This window comes from Aeromonas sp. 603607, assembly GCF_049171595.1.
GTDB classification, from domain to species: domain Bacteria; phylum Pseudomonadota; class Gammaproteobacteria; order Enterobacterales; family Aeromonadaceae; genus Aeromonas; species Aeromonas veronii.
Map to the genome: position 1 here is coordinate 1 of NZ_JAAKOV010000001.1, position 19,175 is coordinate 19,175.

Consider the following 19,175-nt stretch of genomic DNA (forward strand, 5'->3'; position numbering starts at 1 on the left):
GGTGCGTCCTAGTGGATTCGAACCACCGACCCCCACCATGTCAAGGTGATGCTCTAACCAGCTGAGCTAAGGACGCAGGGTGCGCAATGCGACTTTTATTTCTTTATGCAGAAGTGGTGGGTTTAATTGGATTCGAACCAACGACCCCTACCATGTCAAGGTAGTGCTCTAACCAACTGAGCTATAAACCCACATCTGGAATATCTGCAAAGTTTTGAAACTGAATGGTGCGTCCTAGTGGATTCGAACCACCGACCCCCACCATGTCAAGGTGATGCTCTAACCAGCTGAGCTAAGGACGCATAATCAGTGTTCTGTAATGGTGCGTCCTAGTGGATTCGAACCACCGACCCCCACCATGTCAAGGTGGTGCTCTAACCAGCTGAGCTAAGGACGCATCACAGAAAAAGTGGTGGGTTTAATTGGATTCGAACCAACGACCCCTACCATGTCAAGGTAGTGCTCTAACCAACTGAGCTATAAACCCACTTTCTCTTACTTCACTACGCCAGCGCTGCTGACGTGGTCGGCATACTACCCATGCCCCCCAAGGCTGTCAACAGGCCATATGCACAAAGGAGACTGTTTGCCCAGTTCTTGCGCAGCCTGTTGATTTTGCAGGCGAGTTGTCGCTTGCCAAGCCCTGTTACTGGGCTCGCGACAGGGTAGTGCAGGCCTCCGGAGTGGCAAAACGGCCATAGATGTAGCGTAATCTCGCCCCCAGCATCAGGGCCGCACTGGTGAGGCCGACGATAAAGCCGATCCAGAAGCCCTGCGGCCCCATCCGCGGCACCAGCCAATCGGTCAGACCCAGGATCATGCCGGTGGGCAGCCCCAGTCCCCAGTAGGCGACGATGGTGACGTAGAAGATTGCTTGGGTATCCTTGTAACCGCGCAGTGCGGCGGCCGCGACCACCTGCACCGAGTCGGAGATTTGATAGATGGCAGCGAAGAACAGCAAAATGGCCGCCAGGACGATCACCTGCTGATCGTCGGTATAGATGGAGGCGATCTGCTCGCGCAGCAGTACCGTCATGGCGGCAGTGGCAGCAGCGATGGCCATCCCCAGCATCAAGCCGGTGCGAGCCGCTACCCGAGCGTGATGGGGCTGCCCTTCACCGATACTGTGGCCGACCCGGATGGTGACACCCACCCCGATGGAGAGGGGTAGCATAAAGACCAGGCTGGAGAAGTTGAGCGCAATCTGGTGGCTCGCCACCGTCTCGGCACCGAAAGGAGCCAGCATCAGGGCTACCACGGTAAACAGGGTCACTTCGCAGAAGATCGCCATGGCGATGGGGAAGCCCAAGCGAATCAGTCGCCAGATCCGGCTGCCGTTGGGGCGAGCCAGCTGGGAGAAAAGCCGGATCTCGGTGAAGTGACGGGAGAGCTTCACATAGAGGATCATCGCCAGCAGCATGGCCCACAGCACGATGGCCGTGGCCACGCCACAACCCACCCCGCCCAGTTTCGGCATGCCGAAGTGGCCGTGAATGAAGATGTAGTTGGCAGGAATATTGACCGCCAGCCCGACAAAGCCGATCACCATGGTGGGCATGGTGTGGGAGAGTCCCTCACTGAAGTTGCGCAGCACCTGAAACAGCACGAAAGCGGGCAGGCCCCACAGAATTGCGTGCAGATAACCAGTGGTCTTGGCCGCCATCACTGGCTCCACATCCATGAACTGCAACGCCAGCGGGCTGTAATAAAGCGCGATCATCGCCAGCGGGGTGACGATCAGTGCCAGCCAGAAGCCCTGATGAACGGCCGAGCGAATGGCTTCGCGTTTACGGGCACCATTGAGCTGGGAGACGATGGGGGTGAGCGCCATGATGATCCCTTGCACCAGCAGGATCACCGGTAGCCAGAAGCTGGACGCCACCGACACGGCAGCCAGATCGACCGCACTCACCTGACCCGCCATCACGGTATCGACGAAGTTCATGGCGACCTGGGCCACCTGGGCGACCAGAATGGGGCTGGCTAGACGGACGAGCTGCTTCGCCTCGGACCAATAACGTTGCACTGACACCTCCGAGTGGATCAGATAAGAGTAAAAAAGAGCGGAAATCGGGAAGAGCCTTTGCACTTTCGGACGAAAGTGCAAAGGGTGGGGGAGGCATTCTAGCCTGAAATTCAGCCAGGACGAAATAGTTGCCACCCCGGGGGGCAGGATCAGGCGTCTTCGTGATCGCTGATCAGCAGGTTGGCAGCGGCATAGGCAGCCTGCTCGCGCAGTTCGGCGGGTACCCGCTCATCGGCGGCGACCGCGTTGAGGGCGCGGATAGTGGCGGCGATGGCCTTCGGCACATAGCCCTGCTCACCGGATCCAATCTGGTTATAGGCGATACGGATCGCTTCACAGCACTCATAAACCATCATGATTTGCTTCCTTGAAAGTAAAAAGGCGAGCAAATATAGCGGTTTTGCTCCCATTTTGTCAGTATCGCGGTTGTAATTTGCGGCAAGCCCGTTAGTTTGGCTACCCCCTTTTTCTGTTTCGGTCTCTTTGATGCTGTTCTCTTCGCGCAACTCACTGGCGATCTTTCTGACGCTGTTTGCACTTCTCGCCCTGACGCTTAAGGATGGCGCGGACAAATATCTGGTACTCCATGGCTACTCCGTGATGGAGATGGTCTGGTTTCGCTTCTTTGTTCCTTTCCTCGGTCTGCTGCTGTTATTGCCAAGGCGCACCATGTCGGCGCTGCTGGCGGTGGATCGCTGGCTATTGTTGCGCTCACTGCTGTTTCTGGTCTGTGCGCTGGTCTCGGTGATTGCGCTGGCCCATGTACCGCTCAACGTCTACACCATCATCTGCCAGCTTGGTTCGCTGGCCTTCGTGGTGGCGGGTGTGATCTTTTTCAGGGAGCGTCTGACCCGGGCTAAGGTGGCGGCCGTGCTGCTGGGGTTGTTTGGCGTGCTGGTGGTGACCCATCCTGACGGGGGCGACGCGAACCTCTACTATCTGCTGCCACTGGTCATTGTACTGGCCAACACCGGCTACAACCTCATCACCAAGCTGGTGGACCCACGTCTGACCACCCTCGATATCCTGATCGTCACCTGCTTCATGTTGGGGATGGTGGCAATGGTCGCACTCTGCTGGCAGCCTGCACTGTGGCGCTTCCCTGGGCTTGCTGACTTGCCCTATCTGCTGGCGCTACCAGTGGTGACCCTGCTCTCCCAATATTGCCTTATCAAGGCGATGCAGTATGCGCAGGCCTCTACTCTGGCACCCTTCTTCTATTTCCAGATCTTTTTTTCTACCCTCTGCGGCTATCTGATGTTTGGTGAAATGCCGACCCTCAGTAGTATGGCGGGGTGTCTACTCATCGTGCTGGCTGGCATAGTGGTCATCCATTCCCAGCGCCGGGCTCGAGTGCTGGCGCGGTCTGAGGCGGCGGAGCAGGTGTGACAGTTTGTACGAAACGAATTGTGTAAAAACGGATTATGTAAAAGAAGCGGCCACAGGCCGCGATAAAAAACAGAGCGTGTTACCAGAAACAAAGAGGTGATGATGTTTACCGGAATTGTGCAAGGTGTGGCCGAGCTGGTCGCCATCGAAGAGAGAGCTTCATTTCGTACCCACGTGATCCGCATGCCAAGCTCGGCGTGGGGGGAAGGGCTGGCCCTCGGCGCTTCGGTCGCCCACAACGGCTGCTGCTTGACCGTTACCCGGGTAGAGGGTGAGCTGGTCAGCTTCGATCTGATGCAGGAGACCCTGCGCCTGACTAACCTCGGCAAGCTGCAGGTAGGGGACAAGGTCAATGTGGAGCGGGCTGCCCGCTTTGGCGACGAGATCGGCGGTCATGCCATGTCTGGCCATATCATCGGCATGGCAGAGGTTACCTCGGTGATCGATACGCCCAACAACCGTCAGGTGTGGTATCGCATTGCTCCCGAGCTGATGAAATATGTGCTGACCAAGGGATACATCGGCATCGACGGCATCAGTCTGACCATAGGTGAGGTGCGCGAGCGGGAGTTCTGCGTCCACCTGATCCCCGAGACCCTGGCCCGCACCAACCTGGGTTGGGTCAAGGCTGGCTGGCAGACCAATATCGAGATCGATCCCCAGACCCAGGCCATCGTCGATACGGTGGAGCGGGTACTGGCGGCGCGCGGGGGTAACTGAAAGGAAACGGCTCGGTGTTAATCGCCTCATAAGCAAGGGCCTGCAGTGTGCAGGCCCTTGTTATTCATATGGTGAAAATATCTACTCAACTTTTTATGACTCGCAGTCACAACATCTGCTCAGCTCTTTGCGACTTGCAGGCACAGCAGCTGCTCGGCCTTTTGTGACTCGCAATCAAAACAGTTGCTCGTCGTCTGCATCCACAAACAACTGCAAACAGTCGCGGGCTTCGTCGCGGTGAAGCCGCAGGTGGATCGGATTGCAACAGGCCATGCAATCTTCGTAAAACTCCTGATCACCCTGACTGGCATCCAGCTCGACCCGGGTATGGTGGCCACAGTGAGGGCAGACGATGCGCTTGCTGGTGTACTCGATCATGATAACCTCCTCGGGCCCTGGGGCCGCCTATCTACCCTGATTCTAGTCGGGCTGCAGGGGGTTAACCGCGAGCAAACGCACGTTTATGACAGAGATCAAGCCTGATGGATGGCAAGGTGCAACCGGTTGGAGTGGTCGTGTGCGAGAGGAACAATCTGGTTGAGAATGACAGGTGAAAAGAGGGAAATTGCCAACGGTTGTTTGGCAATCACAGGGGGCTGGAGCCCCCTGCGGATATGAGAACGCGAGCGCAGCAAGGCGCCGATAGGCGCTACTTGACCCAGCTGGCCAACATGTCGGCATTCAGCTCGGCCAGCGAGCCGAGCTGGTAGTTGGCGATGGCCAAGCGTGGGTCACCCACTAAAGCGGGGTCCGGCACGATCAGCGCTGTCATGGAGGCCGCCTTGGCCGCCAGCAGGCCTGTAAAGCTGTCTTCGATGGCCAGACAATGAACTGGCTCTACCCCCAGTTTCTCGGCGGCGTGGATATAGACATCCGGGTGCGGTTTGCCGAAACGCTCGATTTCAGCGGAGTGGACCGCCATAAAGCGATCGCGAATGCCGAGTTTGCCGAGCACCGCTTCTACCATCGCAAAGGGTGAGGAGGTAGCCAGACCCACTTTCAGCCCGCGGGCCTCGATAAGGTCGAGCGCTTCCAGCACACCGGCTTTGGCCTGACCTTCGGAGAGGATCAGGGCGTTGACCTGATCCAGAATGCGCTGCACCACTTCTTCCTGGCTCGGGCCGCTCCACGGGCGCAGGCGATACCAGTGGGCAACCAGCTGATCGATGCGCACGCCGATGGTCGATTCGCAATCCTCTACCGTGTGGGGGTGACCCAGTTCGGAGAAAACGGCGATTTGGGCCCGTTGCCAAAAGGGTTCCGAGTCGATCAGAACACCATCCATATCGAAGATCACGGCAGCTAACATCTTGTACTCCTGACAAATTTGAAGAGGGGATTATAAGCCTGACGGGAAAATGCAAAAGGGGCATTGCCATGCCCCTTGCGCCCGATCACATCGGCAAACGTTTGTTTTGCTATGGCAAAAAAGCCCTTAGAACAGCACCTCGACCTTGGCGGCCACGGCTTTGGCTTTTTCTACCGCATCCTGGTAATCCGCTGCGCGGGCCAGCGCCACGCCAAGACGGCGGCGACCGGCGATCTCCGGCTTGCCAAACAGCCGCAGCTGGGCGCCCGGCACCAGCGCCAATGCCTCACCAATTCCCTGATAGCGAATATCCTGGCTGTGCCCTTCGCGCAGTACCACGGCAGAGGCACTCGGCCCGTACTGGGTGATGGTGCCGACCGGCAGCCCCAGAATGGCGCGTACATGCAGGGCGAACTCGGAGAGATCTTGAGAGATCAGGGTCACCATGCCTGTATCGTGGGGACGCGGCGAGACTTCGCTGAACCACACTTCATCGCCTTTTATAAAGAGCTCGACCCCGAACAGGCCGTAGCCACCAAGGGCCTCGACCACCTTGGCGGCGACTTCTTTGGAGCGGGCCAGCGCCAGCTCGCTCATCACCTGCGGCTGCCAGGATTCGCGGTAGTCGCCATCTTCCTGACGGTGGCCGATCGGCTCGCAGAAGTGAATGCCATCGACGGCGCGTACCGTGAGCAGGGTGATCTCGTACTCAAAGGGAACGAAGCCCTCGACGATCACCTTGCCACGACCGGCGCGGCCACCCTCCTGGGCGTAGGTCCAGCTCTCATCTAGCTTGGCGAGATCGCGCAGTACGCTCTGCCCCTTGCCGGACGAGCTCATTACCGGTTTCACCACGCAGGGCAGGCTGATAGCCTCGACAGCGGCAACAAACTCTTCCTTGCTCTGGGCAAAGCGGTAGGGGGAGGTGGGCAGACCCAGGGTCTCGGCGGCGAGACGGCGGATCCCTTCCCTGTTCATGGTGAGCTGGGTGGCGCGGGCATTGGGCACAACATTGACCCCCTCCTGCTCAAGGGCAGCCAGGGTATCGGTGGCAATCGCTTCAATCTCGGGGATGATGAGGTCGGGTTTGACCTCGGCGACCAGAGCACGCAGTGCGTTGCCATCGAGCATGTCCAGCACGTGGGCAGCGTGGGCCACCTGCATGGCGGGGGCGTTGGCATAGCGGTCGGCGGCGATCACTTCGATCCCGAACCGTTGCAACTCGATGGCGACCTCCTTGCCAAGTTCGCCGGAGCCTAGCAGCAGGGCACGGGTGGCGCCGGGGCGGGTTGCGGTTCCAAACATACGATCTCTCCTGATGTCGATGGTCATTGTTGATGATCGCTATTTCACAAATAGCGGACAAAAAAAGAGGCACGCATGGCGTACCTCAGGAAACGGGTTTGTGAGCGCGCTGCTCCAGATGGGTCAGCAAGGTAATGGCGCCAATGATGATGGCGGCGCCAAGCCACAGACGGCCTGGGGGCGCCCAGCCAAATACCAGCCAGCCCGCCAGCACGTTCATCGGCAGCTTGGCAAAATCGAAAGGCTGTACGAAGGAGGCCTCCGCCACGCTGTAGGCGCGAGCGATGGACATCTGGGCCAGTGCCGTCAACACGCCGGAGGCGGCTACCAGCAGCCATTGGCTCTCGCTCGGCCACTGCCACTCCGGCAGGGCCAGCATGACGTTGAACGGGGTACTGAAGATAAGCAGATACACCACTATGGTGTGGGATGATTCGTTGGCTGCCTGATAGCGCACCATCAGGGAGTAGCCGGCCCAGAACAGCGCCGCCGCCACCGGCAGTAGGGAGGCCCAGTTGAATTCGTCAGTCCAGGGGGCGAGGATCAGCATGGCGCCGGCAAAGCCCGCCAGGGTGGCCAGAATGCGGGTGCGGCTCACCTGCTCCTTGAGCAGCAGCGCGGAGCCCAGGGTGGCAAACAGCGGCGAGGTCATCAGCAGGGCGATCCCCTGCCAGATGGGGACGGGGTACGCCAGTCCCCAGAGCCAGAGCTGGATGCCGATCACTGCCAGCAATACCCGCAACAGGTGTAACCGGAACTGATTGGTCATCAGGGATTGGCGCAAGCCATGGCGAACTAGCCAGGGCAGCAGGCAGATCAGGGCGATCAGGTATTGATGAAAAGCGACCTGAGTCGATGGGAGGCCAAGCTTGAAGCTGACATACTGGCTCAGGCTGTTGACGGCGGCGAAGCAGAGTCCTGCCACCATCATCCAGACTGCACCGGCCAAAGGAGAGTGCCTGCGCGAGGGTATCATGGGATCCGGGTCGCTGGAAAAAAGTGCGGCGGATCATAACGGCAATCGTTTGTTCTGCCAAGGGTTGAAGCGCGGCCGCAAGGCTGGCTGGTGAGGAAGTGGCCTTGCATCAAAAAATTTGAACAAGTTGAGCATCTATTTTCGCTATCAGCAAATAAGCACAATGTTTAGAGTGACCTCCATCGACAGCAACGCTGTTCAACCGACAACCAAATGGAGTTTCACCATGGCCAATATCCTCGTACTCAAATCCAGCATCCTGGGTCAATATTCCCAATCCAACGCCCTGATCGACGGCTTCCTGGCTGACCATCAGGATGATGTCGTCACCGTGCGTGACCTGGCAGCACTCAACCTGCCGGTGCTGGATGGCGAGCTGGCCTCCGGCCTGCGCGGTGGTGATAACCTGAACGAGCGTCAACTGGCGGTGATCGCCCAGTCTGACGAGCTGATCGCCGAACTCAAAGCGAGCGACTTGGTGGTGATTGCGGCCCCCATGTACAACTTCAACATCCCGACCCAGCTGAAGAACTGGATCGATCTGGTTGCCCGTGCCGGCGTCACCTTCCGCTATACCGAGACCGGTCCGGTCGGTCTGGTTGAAAATACCCGTGCGCTGGTGATCAGCCCTCGCGGCGGCATGCACGTTGGTAGCGCCACCGATCTGGTCACTCCCTACATGCGTACCGTGCTAGGTTTCATCGGTATCAAAGAGGTGGATTTCATCTACGCCGAAGGGATGGGGATGGGCCCGGATGCCCAGAGCAAGGGGATGGAAGCGGCTAAAGCGCAGCTTGAGGCTCTGGCTATTTAAGGGCTCTCTATCCCGTCAGGGGTTATCTCTTCAAGGGGTTGCCCCACTAGATACAAGAACGCAGCCATCAGGCTGCGTTTGTTTTTTGGCTCGATATGATTGCGACAGACGTTGCTGCTACAGAGAGTATCGCGGCAAGCGGTCGGTATAGACGTTACGGCGGAGTTACTACTCCATCATAAAGCGGCGACAACCACGCACCAGCAGCAATGCCACCGTGACCAGCAGGCCAAGCAAGAGGGTGGTCAGCCACTGTTCGGTACTTTGTGGCAAGTGGGGCGTGAACAGACTGATCATCAACAGGGTGCAGAGCGTGATCAACAGGCTCTGTCGGGTCATCAGTATCATGGGGTCATCCTTGGTTTGCTCACCTGAAACGATTTTAATGCCCTCTTGTGACAGGGTGATGTATCCGTGCATCACCCTGTTGGGGCTCTTCAGACCATATCAGGTTTTTACCGCAGAGCCAGCGCCATCACTGGCGCTGTGATCCCGATCCCGCTAGCTCTCTTTATCTGAACTGTTTCTGCGCCGGCTGGTAGTGAAAATCGCCGCTGGCGAGCCGCGCTTCCAGTGCTGCTTGATCGATCTCCTGCGCCTTGCAGAGATCATCCAGGTCGTCATAGTGATCACGCAGCTGCATATTGACGACGCTCAACAGCATGTTGATATCCATGGTGGCGAACTTTTTCAAATCCATGATTATTTCTCCCGATCCAGTGACTGCAGCTGCTCGATGGCGGCGCTGACGCTGTGCAGATGCTGGCGGATCGCCTCGCGGGATTCGCTCGGCAGATAGTCGGTCAGGGTATGTTGCCAGCTGCCAGCTTCGCTCTTGAGCTGCAGGAAGAGCGCTTGGCCGGCATTGGTGAGGGAGACCAGGCTGATGCGTTTGTCCTGCTCGCTGCTCTCGGTGAAGATGATCCCTTTTTCGACCAGACGGCGGATCTCGCGGGAGATGCGCACCTTGTCCATGCCGCTCGCCTCGACCAGCTCTTTCTGGCTGATGGGGTAGTTGGGGCCGAGCACCATCATCAGGCGCCATTGCGGCACGGTCAGCTGGTAACGCTGTTCATAAAACTGTTCGAAGGTATCCCGTAGCATCTCGGCGGCATGTACCAACTGATAGGGCGGGTAGTGAGCGAGTAACGCTATGATTTTTGACATATTACACCCTGCTGTGACGGCTGCATCAGATGCAGTTTCTTTTGATACTTTGACATTGATGATACGAAACTCAAGCTGATTTGTCTGACCCGGTTGCGATGAAATGTGCGGTGGCGCACGCCCTCAAGGAAAAACCGGGTCTGACCGACGGGATTTTAAGCCAACGCTGTTCAGCCTTTACGCAACCAGATGAGGGCGTTCTGCTTGAGCCAAGCCTCGCGAGTGTGGATGGCGTAGAGCGCGGCCTCGTCACGGCTGCCCGCTTGCCAGCTTTGCGGCTCCTGTTTGGGCAGCTTGCGCTGACCCAGCAGGCAGGCCGGAATGTGCGGGTTGGCCTCGATGGCGACCAGCAGATGGGGCTTGGCTGCCTCGGCACCCTCGGTGGCAAAGACCATCAGCGCCTTGTTGTATAGCAACCAGCTGGAAGCTTCATCAAAGCGCACCAGCAGGGCGGCCAGCGCCTGCCAATCCCCTTGCAGTGCATAGAGAGTGGAGAGGTTGTAGCGGCAACCCAGCTCATCGGCCACGCAGATCGTCAGCAGATCCAGATACTCCGCTTTGGCTTCACCCAGCTTGCCAAGCCGCAACAGGCAGTCGGCGCGGCCGGCTCTGGCGGCCAGCAGGGGGCGCAGTTCGGGGGCACTCCAGCCGTGGCCAGCGATTTGCTGCCAAAAGGCTTCATCAAAGAGCGGAGTGGCATCGGCGATGATCTTCTCGAACCAGCCGAGGCGGGCCTGATGATCGCGGCAGCTGTCGGCCAGTTCGAACCAGGTCTGCCACTGTTGGGCCTGTTCACCATTGAGGGCGACATCAGCGCTGGGGGCTGCCTGATACTGGTCGAGGTTGAGCAGCTGGTTGAGGGCGGTTTTCATGTTCTGGCGCTGGCGTTTGCAGAACTCGACAAAGGGGAGTTCGCTGGCGGCGGCGCTATAGAGCATCTGGGCCATCTGCTTGTCGCGAAACAGGCTCAACTCGGCGGCCAGACTGAAGCGGTACTGGGTGGTCGGGTCGTTCAAATCCTTCGGTTTGGGCCAGGTGGCAAAGCCCTGGCTGAAACCGTAGCACCACTGACCGAGGGGATGGCTCTGCTCGAACACCTGCTCCGGGTTATCGCTGGGCAGGCGGCATTGGCTCGGCAGGGCTAGCTGGGCGTCGTCGGCCCGGGCTTCCAGCTCTGCGATCAGATGGTTGAGGGCTTCTGCGCTTTTTTCATCCAACTCGGCATCCTGTTCCAGCAATCCAGCCAGCGGGCGTTGCCAGTCAGGGGTCTCTGGCCCTACCAGACGGGCACAGAGAAAACCGTGCAGGGCTGGGTAGGTCATGTCCTGATTACTGTGGCTCTGGATCCATTGATTAAGATGGCGGGTACGAGTGGATGGGTTCATCGACAGTTCCTCTGGATTTGAACAGCCGCGAAGTCTACCTAAAAGTGGGGTTATTTACAGCAAATGGCCGCCTGTTTGGCGATTTAATCACCATTGGCGGATAAGATAAGGGCGAAAGGGCGGCCAGTGGTGGCTTGGGGACTAGGCCGGATCACCGCTCTTGAGGTAACATGCGCGCCCATAGGGGCCATGATCAATTGGCCCATCCGGGTAATGAGAAAAGAGAGCACCATGATACAGATTGGCAAGATGAACACCCTCACCGTTGTTGAACTCGAAGATCGCGGCGCCTGGCTTGCGGCCGATGAGTACGGTGAACTGCTGCTGCCCAAACGTCAACTGCCGGAAGGGGTGAAAGAGGGGGATAGCGTGCAGGTCTTCCTCTATCTGGATGCCGATTGCGAACCGGTGATCACCACCGACAAGCCGTTTGCCATGGTGGACGAATTTGCCGGTCTGAAAGTGGTCAATGCCAACAAGATTGGTGCTTTCCTCGACTGGGGCATGAAAAAGGATCTGTTTGTGCCGAGCCGCGAGCAGAACAAGCCGATGCAGGTGGGCCACGTTTATCTGGTGCGTCTGCAACTGGATAACGAAGGGCGCATGGTCGGCACCAGCCGCATCGAGCGTTTCCTGACCCCGGCCGGCAGCAACTTCAAGGTCGGTGACGAAGTGACCGCGCTGCCGGGGGAGCATTCTCCTCTAGGTATCAAGGTGATCGTCAACGGTCAGTATCCCGGCATGCTGTTCAAGAACGAAGTGTTTGGCCGAGTGATGACCGGTCGGCCGCAAACCGCCTGGGTCAAGCAGGTGCGCGAAGATGGCAAGCTCGATCTGACCCTGCAAAAGCCGGGTCTGGCGCGGGTCGATGATGCCGGTGAGCGCATTCTGAGCCGGATGAAAAAGCAGGGCGGCAGTCTGGCGGTGGGTGACAAGAGCGAACCCGAGCTCATCTACAAGCTGTTCAGCATGAGCAAGGGCACCTTCAAGAAGGCGATCGGCGGCCTCTACAAGCAGGGCAAGATTGTCATCGAAGATAACGCCATTACCCTGACCGACGCCGGTGCCGCGCAGGTACAAGCAGGTGAGCAGGCGCAGGATAGCGAATAAGATGCCGAGCCCCTGTGTTGGCCTCTGCAAGGCGAAAGACGGGCTTTGCCTTGGTTGTGGCCGCACCCTGAGCGAGATCGGCCACTGGTCGGCGATGGATAGCAAGGCCCAGCTGGCGGTGATGGCCGAGCTGAATGGCTCGAAAAGTACTCACCTCTGTCCGGGGTGTGGCGAACCGGCCTATTGCGCCGTCTCTGCCGGTCAGACCATTGCGCAGTGCTGGTGCAGCCAGTTACCGGTACTGCCGATGCAGGAGGCCAGCGCTTGCTGGTGCCGCCGCTGTCTGGCCAAGGCCATCGCGGCTCAGGATTAGCAGAGAACAGCAATAAGAGTGCACAGAAACAAGAAAGGCGCCGATGGCGCCTTTTTTATGCCTGCTGCTGGCGATGCCAGCGCACATGGACTTGATCTTCGGTCAACAGACGGGGCAGCAGGAAGGTGGCGAAGATCACCTCAAACTCATCCTGATGATCCAGCAAACCTACCCACACTTCGACCCAGCGCTCCATATCGACCGGCTCACCCAGCTCGGTCGACCAGTCGGCATTGGGCAGGGTCGCCTCCACGGCGCCACGCTGCTCAAACTCCAGGGTGATGTCGACTATTTGTTCGGGGGCCAGCATATCGGCGGCCTGCTCAAGAAACTGATCATAGGCCCATTCGACCAGCTGATCCGGGGTACGCTGTTCCATGAAATCACTCCAGATACATCGAGGTTCGCTACTGTAACAATTATTGGCTGTGGCGGCCAGACCAGTGCGCCGGGCGTGGCTGGCCTGTCCAAGTTGCCGTTGGGGGAGTATGGTTAAGGCGCGGATCATCTGGCAGGGAGTGAGGGGATGAAGCAGAGGGGACGGCGGCAACAGATCAAGCGACGGCGCGAGGCCTGGTGGTGGCACTATCTGCCGCTTCACCGCGAGACGGCGGGCGGCCATCTGGGCCCACCGGAGAAACCCGATGAGCCCTGAGGATCAGTCAGCCTGATGCACCCGATTGAGGGTGATCTGGCCCAGTTGTCCCATCTGGCGGCGGATCCAGACCGAACGCTTCTGCACATAGGGTGAAGGGGGCTTGACCCGATAGCGCCACGGATTGGGCAGGGCAGCAGCCAGCAGGGATGACTCGTAGCGGGTCAAGCGGCTGGCCGGTTTGCCGAAGTAGGTACGGGCCGCGGCTTCGGCGCCATAGATGCCGGGGCCGAACTCCACGATATTGAGATAGACCTCGAGAATGCGGGCCTTGTCCCAACCCAGCTCCATCAGCAGGGTAAACCAGGCCTCCAGCCCCTTGCGCAGGAAGCTGCGATCACTCCACATAAAGAGGTTCTTGGCGGTCTGCTGGCTGAGGGTGCTGGCACCGCGCACCCGTTCGCTGTGCTGGTTGTGCTTGAGTGCGGCGTTGATGGCATCCATGTCAAAGCCGTTGTGATCGGCAAAGCGCTGATCCTCGGCGGCGATCACCGCCAGTTGCAGCTCCTTGGAGATGGACTCCAGATCTACCCATTGATGGCGTACTTGGGTGATCTTGGCGGGCGGGAAGAGGGCCCGCTCGATACGCCAGCTCCACATCGGCGGATCGATAAAACGCAGCAAGGCGACCGAGCCGACCGAGCAGAGCAGCCCGGCCAGCGCGATCTTGCCTGCCCACCTCAACACCCGGCGCCCAAGGGATGCAGATGGGCGCACGGGGGCCACGGCAGCAGGGGCTGACTCCCACTGATAGTGGCTGGGATCATCGGGATCCGGAATTATTGGGGCAGCCATTCGATGTGGCAGAACTTCTCGTCAACACGGCGGGAGAGCAGCATGCGGGCAAACAGGTGCTCATACTCTTGTTCTTCATTGCCAAGGCCTACCCAGATCTCGGCATAGTCGGTGTCGCTCACCGCAAAACCCACGTCCGCTTCCCAGTCATCGGCCGGGTCGGTTTCGGCCAGCAGGCCGCGGTCGTTGAACTCCTGATTGAAACGGGCGATCTCCTGCTCCGGCAGGTTGTCAGAGGCCAGCTCCATAAAGAGTTCGAGGGCGGTATCGAGCAGTTCCTCGACGCTGTGCATTTCGTCATTCATAGACATAAGCGGTCTGTTCCAGAAAAGAGAAAAAGGTACCAGCACAGACACTGTCTGCGGGGCGGCGCTATTCTAGCTGTCGGCAGACCCCTTGGCGAGATGAGGCGAGCCGCTGTGACCTGTTTTTGTGCCAATAAAAAACCGGATCCAGCCAGGGGATCCGGTCTTCATTGAGGGAAGGGGTCACGCATATGGCGTCAGCTCATCCCTTCTTGTTGTCATCGGCGAAGGTGATGTTGAGCTCGAGAACGGAGAGCTCGTCACTCTTCTGATCCATCTGGACGGTGATCTTGTCCGGATCGATGTTGACGTATTTACGGATCACGTCGAGGATATCCTGCTTGAGCTGGGGCAGGTAATCCGGCCCCCCTCTGGATGAACGCTCGTGAGCAACGATGATCTGCAACCGCTCCTTGGCCAGTTGTGCGGTGTTCTGTTTCTTGTTGGAACGAAAATAATCCAATAATGACATGTTTAACTCCCGAACAGTCGGCTAAAGAAGCCCTTCTTTTCTTCTTCCAGAAAACGAAATTCCTTGGTATCACCGAGCAGACGGGAAACCGCATCATCATAGGCCTGACCGGCATCGGACTCCTTGTCCAGAATGACTGGCTCGCCCGAGTTGGAGGCACGCAGCACGGCCTGTGACTCCGGGATCACCCCGAGCAGCGGGATGGCCAGGATCTCCTGCACGTCCTGCACGCTCAGCATGTCGCCGCGATTGACGCGGGTCGGGCAGTAGCGAGTCAGCAGCAGGTGCTCCTTGATGGGGTCTTCACCGCGCTCGGCACGACGGGATTTGGAGGAGAGGATGCCGAGGATGCGGTCGGAGTCACGGACGGAAGAGACTTCCGGGTTGGTGGTGACGATCGCCTCGTCGGCAAAGTAGAGGGCCATCAGGGCGCCCGCTTCGATCCCCGCCGGAGAGTCGCAGACGATGTAGTCAAACTTCATCTCGGCCAGTTGTTCCAGCACCTTCTCGACACCCTCTTTGGTCAGGGCATCCTTGTCACGGGTCTGGGACGCCGGCAGGATATAGAGATTCTCGCTGCGCTTGTCCTTGATGAGGGCCTGATTGAGGTTGGCCTCACCGTTGATGACGTTGACGAAGTCATACACCACGCGACGCTCGCAGCCCATGATGAGGTCTAGGTTTCGCAGACCGATGTCAAAATCGATGACCACAGTTTTGTGGCCACGCTGGGCTAAACCGGTACTCAGGGCCGCGCTGGTTGTGGTCTTGCCAACGCCACCTTTACCCGATGTAACGACTATGATTCGCGCCATTCTCGCTTCCTTGTAACTCTATTTGATACGGTCTATACGGAGTTGTTCATTATCCAGCCGGATATGGACCGGTTGCTGGATGAGGCCTGCCGGCAATGCATCGCTGAGCTGGAATGTGCCAGCGATGGAGAGCAGCTCGGCCTGTAATTGCTGGCAATAGATCCGGGCCCGGGTATTGCCGCGGGCTCCGGCTATGGCTCTGCCACGCAGGGTGCCATATATATGAATGCTGTCATCGGCGAGCACTTCGGCCCCCGGACTGACTGAGCCCAGCACCACAAGCGAGGTGCCGGCAGCATAAATCTGCTGGCCGGAACGCACCGGGCCCACATGCACCCGGGTCGGGATGAGGGGCGCCGGCTCCGGCTCTGGGGGCGTAACGGGGGCGGCAGGTGCCACCACTGGCTCTGGCTCAGGTTGGGGATCGCTCTTGCGACTCTTGCCCGAGGCCATTACGGCAAGGCCCACCGCCTTGGCCGCCGTCTTCATCTCTTCACTTCGCGCGCCCGTGATGCCGACCAGCACGAACTCTTCCGACTCCACCAGCTCCTTGAGCTGTTCGAAGTCGGGGATCTGTTCCAGTCGGGAAACATTGATCACCAGCGGTGCGCAATTAAAGAAGTAGGGCGCCTGAGCCACTTTTTCCGCCAACAACTGACGGATCCGCTCTGGCTCGCCATCGCTGATATGCAACACAGAAATAGTGAAGGTGGTCCCTTTCAATTCGTTATCGCGCTCAACCATGAATCTTCCCCGAGGCAGAGATGCTAATCCGTTATTGTTATTCAATTCCTGATGTTATAGTTTGCCCCCATCAGAGGCAATAAACTCGTCGGATTATATCAATTTCCATGTTGTGTGCAGTCTATAAAAGTCGCAAAAAAGCCGAGACCTACCTTTTTGTTGAAAGAAGAGAGGACTTTTCCCGCGTACCGGCCCCCTTGATGGCTGTTTTTGGTCGTCCCGAGCTGGTGCTGATGACCAAACTGGACCCGGCCAAACCCCTCGGGCTGGCCGAGGTAGGCAAGGTGATGGCCGCGCTGACCAACCAGGGGTTCTACCTGCAGGTGCCGCCGCCCCCTGAGAATTTGCTGGAGCAGCACAAGGCCAGCCTGAAAAAACTATCCTGAATATCCAGCCCCGTTGTATGTTCTGCCCAGCGGGGCTAATTCTTTGTGACTCTGCATGACGCATTCCGGCCCCGGAGAGGTGGCCTGCGATAATCCCGTGACAGGATCTGGCCAAATTAACTCCCCCCTTTGGTGATATTCACTTTTCGCTGTTTAAATAGAAAGTCAATCTGCTCCCGACACCATATCCTCAACCTTTGCTGGCGCTCACAAAAATAGCGAGTGGCGCGTACTCATATCCTCCATTTCAACGGCTATTGGCCCATTCATCGATTATTTTCAGTCTCTTCCTTGGGCGCTTTTGGCCTCCACTGCTCGATGCGTTTTACATCAAATAGGGCGTAAAGAGGGCGGTGATAACTGTGCTAAAACCAGTTTGAACGATGCGCTGTGGCCAAAATGATGAGCTAACCCCCTGTTTGTGTACTTGATTATTTGCCCTGATCACGAAAGTGCCACATAGGAGGCAATCAATGTGGCGGCGTGATAATCCGCAGGGTGAGCGGTAACCACGTCTTGCCAAACAAGGGTATGACCAAAGGGGGATATTGAGATGAGGGACCATCTCGATATCGATTAGGTGTGAAAGCGTGGCTGGGGCAAGATAGCAGGTAAAGGTTTCATGTCGGGGCGTAATGTCTCTCTCAATGCATTGAGAAGAGTTAATCAAGGCATGTAATTAGAGAGGTATGCAGACAAGGCAATCCGCATTGCGGTGGCGTAGCAGGGTATATCAGCGACGCCCAACAGTGAAATGGTCGGTATGCCGGTATAAGTGCTCAGCATCCCATTCGGGCAATAAAAAAGGCGGGATATCCCGCCTTTGTTCAGATGAGGGTCGTAACCCTTATTTATTCGCAAGCAACCTGCATCACCTTGATAGCCAGACCACCACGGGAGGTTTCACGGTACTTGGAGTCCATGTCCTTGCCGGTGATGTACATGGTCTCGATCACCTTGTCCAGGGAGACGCGCGGCTTGGAGGTACGACGCAGGGCCATACGGGAGGCGTTGACAGCCTTCATGGCTGCGATGGCGTTACGCTCGATGCAAGGCACCTGTACCTGACCGGCAACCGGATCACAGGTCAGACCCAGGTTGTGTTCCATGCCGATCTCGGCAGCTTCGCAGACGTGCTCCGGGCTACCGCCCATCAGCTCGGTCAGACCGGCAGCGGCCATGGAGCATGAGACACCCACTTCACCCTGACAGCCCACTTCGGCGCCGGAGATGGAGGCGTTCATCTTGTAGAGGATGCCGACGGCACCGGCAGCCAGATAGAAGCGGGTGTACTCGTCGCGGCCAACCGGCTGGATGAACTTGTCGTAGTAGGCCAGTACGGCCGGGATGATACCGGCAGCGCCGTTGGTCGGGGCGGTGACCACGCGGCCACCGGCAGCGTTCTCTTCACTCACGGCCAGAGCGAACATGTTGACCCAGTCAACGATGTTCATCGGATCGCTCGAGAGGTTCTCGTTGGTGTTGAGCTGACGGTAGAGCGGCGCGGCACGACGGGGTACGCGCAGCGGGCCGGAGAGAACGCCTTCGGTACGGCAACCGCGCTCGATACCTTCGCGCATAGTGTTCCAGATCTTGCCGAACTTCTTGTAGATCTCTTCCGGAGTGTTGAAGCACTTCTCGTTTTCCATCATCAGGGCAGAGATGGAGAGACCGGTCTGGCTGCAGTGGGCAACCAGCTCAGCGGCGCTCTTGAACGGATAGCGTACGGACATGTCGCCGCTGTCAGCCTTGCCGAAGTTCTCTTCGTCAACGATGAAACCGCCACCGATGGAGTAGTAGGTCTTGCTGTAAACCACTTCATCTTCAATCAGGGCAGTCAGCTTCATGCCGTTTTCGTGCAGCGGCAGGGCTTCGTCGTGGAATACCATGGCGTCACGCGGGAAGCTGACGGTGTGGCAGTGCAGGCCGATCGGCAGGCGCTCGGTCTGCTCAACACGGGAGATAAACTCGGGGATGGCATCGATATCGACATTTTCCGGCAGGTTGCCAGCCAGGCCCATGATGATGGCGGTGTCGGTATGGTGGCCTTTGCCAGTCCAGGAGAGGGAGCCGTAGACGTCGACATTGATCCGGGTTACATCGCGGATCTTGCCGCCCGCGCGCAGCTCGTCAACAAACTGTTTGGCCGCTTTCATCGGGCCAACAGTGTGGGAAGAAGAGGGGCCTACACCGATTTTGAAGATATCAAAAACGCTGATCATGTCACTATTACCTCAGGGTAGAAGGGGGCGGCATGCCCACTCACAGAAATTTGGGAGATCCATGGAACGCGCTTGTCAGCGCAGGTCACAGAACCAGATAACCGTAGTGTAACGGCTCCAGACCTAAAAAAAGTTGAAATAGATCTATTTTTGTTGAATCTGAGGCGCGAGTATAAAATTTATTTTTGTGCTTATCCATTTTGTTAAGCGTTTGCCCATAAAAATACCCGGCGATGCCGGGCATTTAGGAACCAAATGGAGTCATTT

24 protein-coding genes and 5 tRNA genes are annotated in these 19,175 nt (G+C 58.0%); 7 read left to right on the plus strand and 22 right to left on the minus strand.

Going from position 1 to position 19,175, the window contains the following annotated elements; all coding sequences use genetic code 11:
- Window positions 1-2 precede the first annotated feature (2 nt).
- From G5315_RS00005 to G5315_RS00035, 7 genes are all read right to left on the minus strand, one after another.
- Window positions 3-76, minus strand: a tRNA-Val gene (locus tag G5315_RS00005).
- Between the two features lie 38 nt (window positions 77-114).
- A tRNA-Val gene (locus G5315_RS00010) sits at window positions 115-191 on the minus strand.
- 34 nt (window positions 192-225) lie between these two features.
- Window positions 226-302 (minus strand) — tRNA-Val (locus G5315_RS00015).
- Between the two features lie 18 nt (window positions 303-320).
- Window positions 321-397 (minus strand) — tRNA-Val (locus tag G5315_RS00020).
- 13 nt (window positions 398-410) lie between these two features.
- Window positions 411-487 (minus strand) — tRNA-Val (locus tag G5315_RS00025).
- 159 nt (window positions 488-646) lie between these two features.
- Window positions 647-2,026, minus strand: a complete 1,380-nt coding sequence (locus tag G5315_RS00030) for an MATE family efflux transporter (protein ID WP_421332044.1) — start codon at window positions 2,024-2,026, stop codon at window positions 647-649.
- 149 nt (window positions 2,027-2,175) lie between these two features.
- Window positions 2,176-2,382: a YaeP family protein gene (locus G5315_RS00035; RefSeq protein WP_005352334.1), complete on the minus strand. Its 207-nt coding sequence runs from the start codon at window positions 2,380-2,382 to the stop codon at window positions 2,176-2,178.
- 130 nt (window positions 2,383-2,512) lie between these two features.
- Here G5315_RS00035 and G5315_RS00040 point away from each other — a divergent pair, with 130 nt between their 5' ends.
- On the plus strand, window positions 2,513-3,415 hold the full coding sequence (locus G5315_RS00040) for a DMT family transporter (RefSeq protein ID WP_139462786.1): 903 nt from the start codon (window positions 2,513-2,515) through the stop codon (window positions 3,413-3,415).
- 102 nt (window positions 3,416-3,517) lie between these two features.
- The gene (locus G5315_RS00045; protein WP_421332045.1) at window positions 3,518-4,135 is read left to right on the plus strand and encodes a riboflavin synthase subunit alpha; all 618 of its coding nucleotides are present in this window, start codon (window positions 3,518-3,520) and stop codon (window positions 4,133-4,135) included.
- A gap of 174 nt (window positions 4,136-4,309) precedes the next feature.
- Here G5315_RS00045 and G5315_RS00050 read toward each other — a convergent pair whose 3' ends face one another.
- From G5315_RS00050 to G5315_RS00065, 4 genes are all read right to left on the minus strand, one after another.
- Window positions 4,310-4,513 carry a CPXCG motif-containing cysteine-rich protein gene (locus G5315_RS00050; protein WP_005336871.1) on the minus strand — a complete coding sequence of 68 codons (204 nt, stop codon included), beginning with the start codon at window positions 4,511-4,513 and terminating at the stop codon, window positions 4,310-4,312.
- A gap of 271 nt (window positions 4,514-4,784) precedes the next feature.
- A complete protein-coding gene (gene hxpB, locus G5315_RS00055) occupies window positions 4,785-5,444 on the minus strand; it encodes a hexitol phosphatase HxpB (RefSeq protein WP_088868865.1) in 660 nt (219 codons plus the stop codon).
- A gap of 126 nt (window positions 5,445-5,570) precedes the next feature.
- Window positions 5,571-6,749: a formate-dependent phosphoribosylglycinamide formyltransferase gene (purT, locus tag G5315_RS00060; RefSeq protein ID WP_421332046.1), complete on the minus strand. Its 1,179-nt coding sequence runs from the start codon at window positions 6,747-6,749 to the stop codon at window positions 5,571-5,573.
- Between the two features lie 85 nt (window positions 6,750-6,834).
- Window positions 6,835-7,725, minus strand: a complete 891-nt coding sequence (locus G5315_RS00065; protein ID WP_421332047.1) for a DMT family transporter — start codon at window positions 7,723-7,725, stop codon at window positions 6,835-6,837.
- Window positions 7,726-7,951: 226 nt separating this feature from the next.
- Here G5315_RS00065 and G5315_RS00070 point away from each other — a divergent pair, with 226 nt between their 5' ends.
- Window positions 7,952-8,539 carry an FMN-dependent NADH-azoreductase gene (locus G5315_RS00070; RefSeq protein ID WP_162506373.1) on the plus strand — a complete coding sequence of 196 codons (588 nt, stop codon included), beginning with the start codon at window positions 7,952-7,954 and terminating at the stop codon, window positions 8,537-8,539.
- Between the two features lie 168 nt (window positions 8,540-8,707).
- Here the strand turns inward: G5315_RS00070 and G5315_RS00075 are convergent, their stop codons facing one another.
- From G5315_RS00075 to G5315_RS00090, 4 genes are all read right to left on the minus strand, one after another.
- Window positions 8,708-8,887: a hypothetical protein gene (locus tag G5315_RS00075; RefSeq protein ID WP_005345799.1), complete on the minus strand. Its 180-nt coding sequence runs from the start codon at window positions 8,885-8,887 to the stop codon at window positions 8,708-8,710.
- 163 nt (window positions 8,888-9,050) lie between these two features.
- Entirely contained in the window at window positions 9,051-9,239 is a 189-nt protein-coding gene (locus G5315_RS00080) for a DUF4250 domain-containing protein (protein WP_204383253.1), read from the minus strand.
- A gap of 2 nt (window positions 9,240-9,241) precedes the next feature.
- Entirely contained in the window at window positions 9,242-9,706 is a 465-nt protein-coding gene (locus G5315_RS00085; RefSeq protein WP_005345795.1) for a MarR family winged helix-turn-helix transcriptional regulator, read from the minus strand.
- Between the two features lie 170 nt (window positions 9,707-9,876).
- Window positions 9,877-11,091 carry a UPF0149 family protein gene (locus G5315_RS00090; protein WP_421332048.1) on the minus strand — a complete coding sequence of 405 codons (1,215 nt, stop codon included), beginning with the start codon at window positions 11,089-11,091 and terminating at the stop codon, window positions 9,877-9,879.
- Window positions 11,092-11,322: 231 nt separating this feature from the next.
- Here G5315_RS00090 and G5315_RS00095 point away from each other — a divergent pair, with 231 nt between their 5' ends.
- Together G5315_RS00095 and G5315_RS00100 are read left to right on the plus strand one after the other, a co-directional pair.
- Window positions 11,323-12,201, plus strand: coding sequence for a CvfB family protein (locus G5315_RS00095; protein ID WP_005345791.1), 879 nt, complete (start codon window positions 11,323-11,325; stop codon window positions 12,199-12,201).
- 1 nt (window position 12,202) lies between these two features.
- Complete coding sequence (locus tag G5315_RS00100; protein ID WP_005345788.1) at window positions 12,203-12,514, plus strand: DUF1289 domain-containing protein; 312 nt, start codon at window positions 12,203-12,205, stop codon at window positions 12,512-12,514.
- A gap of 55 nt (window positions 12,515-12,569) precedes the next feature.
- Here G5315_RS00100 and G5315_RS00105 read toward each other — a convergent pair whose 3' ends face one another.
- The gene (locus G5315_RS00105; protein ID WP_005336851.1) at window positions 12,570-12,893 is read right to left on the minus strand and encodes an HI1450 family dsDNA-mimic protein; all 324 of its coding nucleotides are present in this window, start codon (window positions 12,891-12,893) and stop codon (window positions 12,570-12,572) included.
- 147 nt (window positions 12,894-13,040) lie between these two features.
- Between G5315_RS00105 and G5315_RS00110 the strand changes: the two genes are divergently transcribed.
- Window positions 13,041-13,169, plus strand: coding sequence for a hypothetical protein (locus G5315_RS00110; RefSeq protein WP_421236401.1), 129 nt, complete (start codon window positions 13,041-13,043; stop codon window positions 13,167-13,169).
- A 3-nt stretch (window positions 13,170-13,172) separates the two neighbouring features.
- On the opposite strand, the gene mtgA is transcribed toward G5315_RS00110, so the two are convergent.
- The 5 genes from mtgA to minC form a co-directional block, all read right to left on the minus strand.
- Complete coding sequence (mtgA, locus tag G5315_RS00115; RefSeq protein WP_419772922.1) at window positions 13,173-13,964, minus strand: monofunctional biosynthetic peptidoglycan transglycosylase; 792 nt, start codon at window positions 13,962-13,964, stop codon at window positions 13,173-13,175.
- Window positions 13,949-14,275 (minus strand): HI1450 family dsDNA-mimic protein, encoded by a 327-nt coding sequence (locus tag G5315_RS00120; RefSeq protein WP_005352317.1) that lies wholly within the window; start codon window positions 14,273-14,275, stop codon window positions 13,949-13,951. Before G5315_RS00120 ends, mtgA begins: the two co-directional genes overlap by 16 nt.
- A 196-nt stretch (window positions 14,276-14,471) precedes the next feature.
- On the minus strand, window positions 14,472-14,741 hold the full coding sequence (gene minE, locus G5315_RS00125) for a cell division topological specificity factor MinE (protein ID WP_033112500.1): 270 nt from the start codon (window positions 14,739-14,741) through the stop codon (window positions 14,472-14,474).
- A 2-nt stretch (window positions 14,742-14,743) separates the two neighbouring features.
- The gene (gene minD, locus G5315_RS00130) at window positions 14,744-15,556 is read right to left on the minus strand and encodes a septum site-determining protein MinD (RefSeq protein WP_033112499.1); all 813 of its coding nucleotides are present in this window, start codon (window positions 15,554-15,556) and stop codon (window positions 14,744-14,746) included.
- Window positions 15,557-15,574: 18 nt separating this feature from the next.
- Complete coding sequence (gene minC, locus G5315_RS00135) at window positions 15,575-16,300, minus strand: septum site-determining protein MinC (RefSeq protein ID WP_033112498.1); 726 nt, start codon at window positions 16,298-16,300, stop codon at window positions 15,575-15,577.
- Window positions 16,301-16,407: 107 nt separating this feature from the next.
- Between minC and G5315_RS00140 the strand changes: the two genes are divergently transcribed.
- A complete protein-coding gene (locus tag G5315_RS00140) occupies window positions 16,408-16,686 on the plus strand; it encodes a YcgL domain-containing protein (RefSeq protein ID WP_421332049.1) in 279 nt (92 codons plus the stop codon).
- A gap of 851 nt (window positions 16,687-17,537) precedes the next feature.
- Here G5315_RS00140 and G5315_RS00145 read toward each other — a convergent pair.
- Window positions 17,538-18,908, minus strand: a complete 1,371-nt coding sequence (locus G5315_RS00145) for an L-serine ammonia-lyase (RefSeq protein WP_005336844.1) — start codon at window positions 18,906-18,908, stop codon at window positions 17,538-17,540.
- Window positions 18,909-19,175 lie beyond the last annotated feature (267 nt).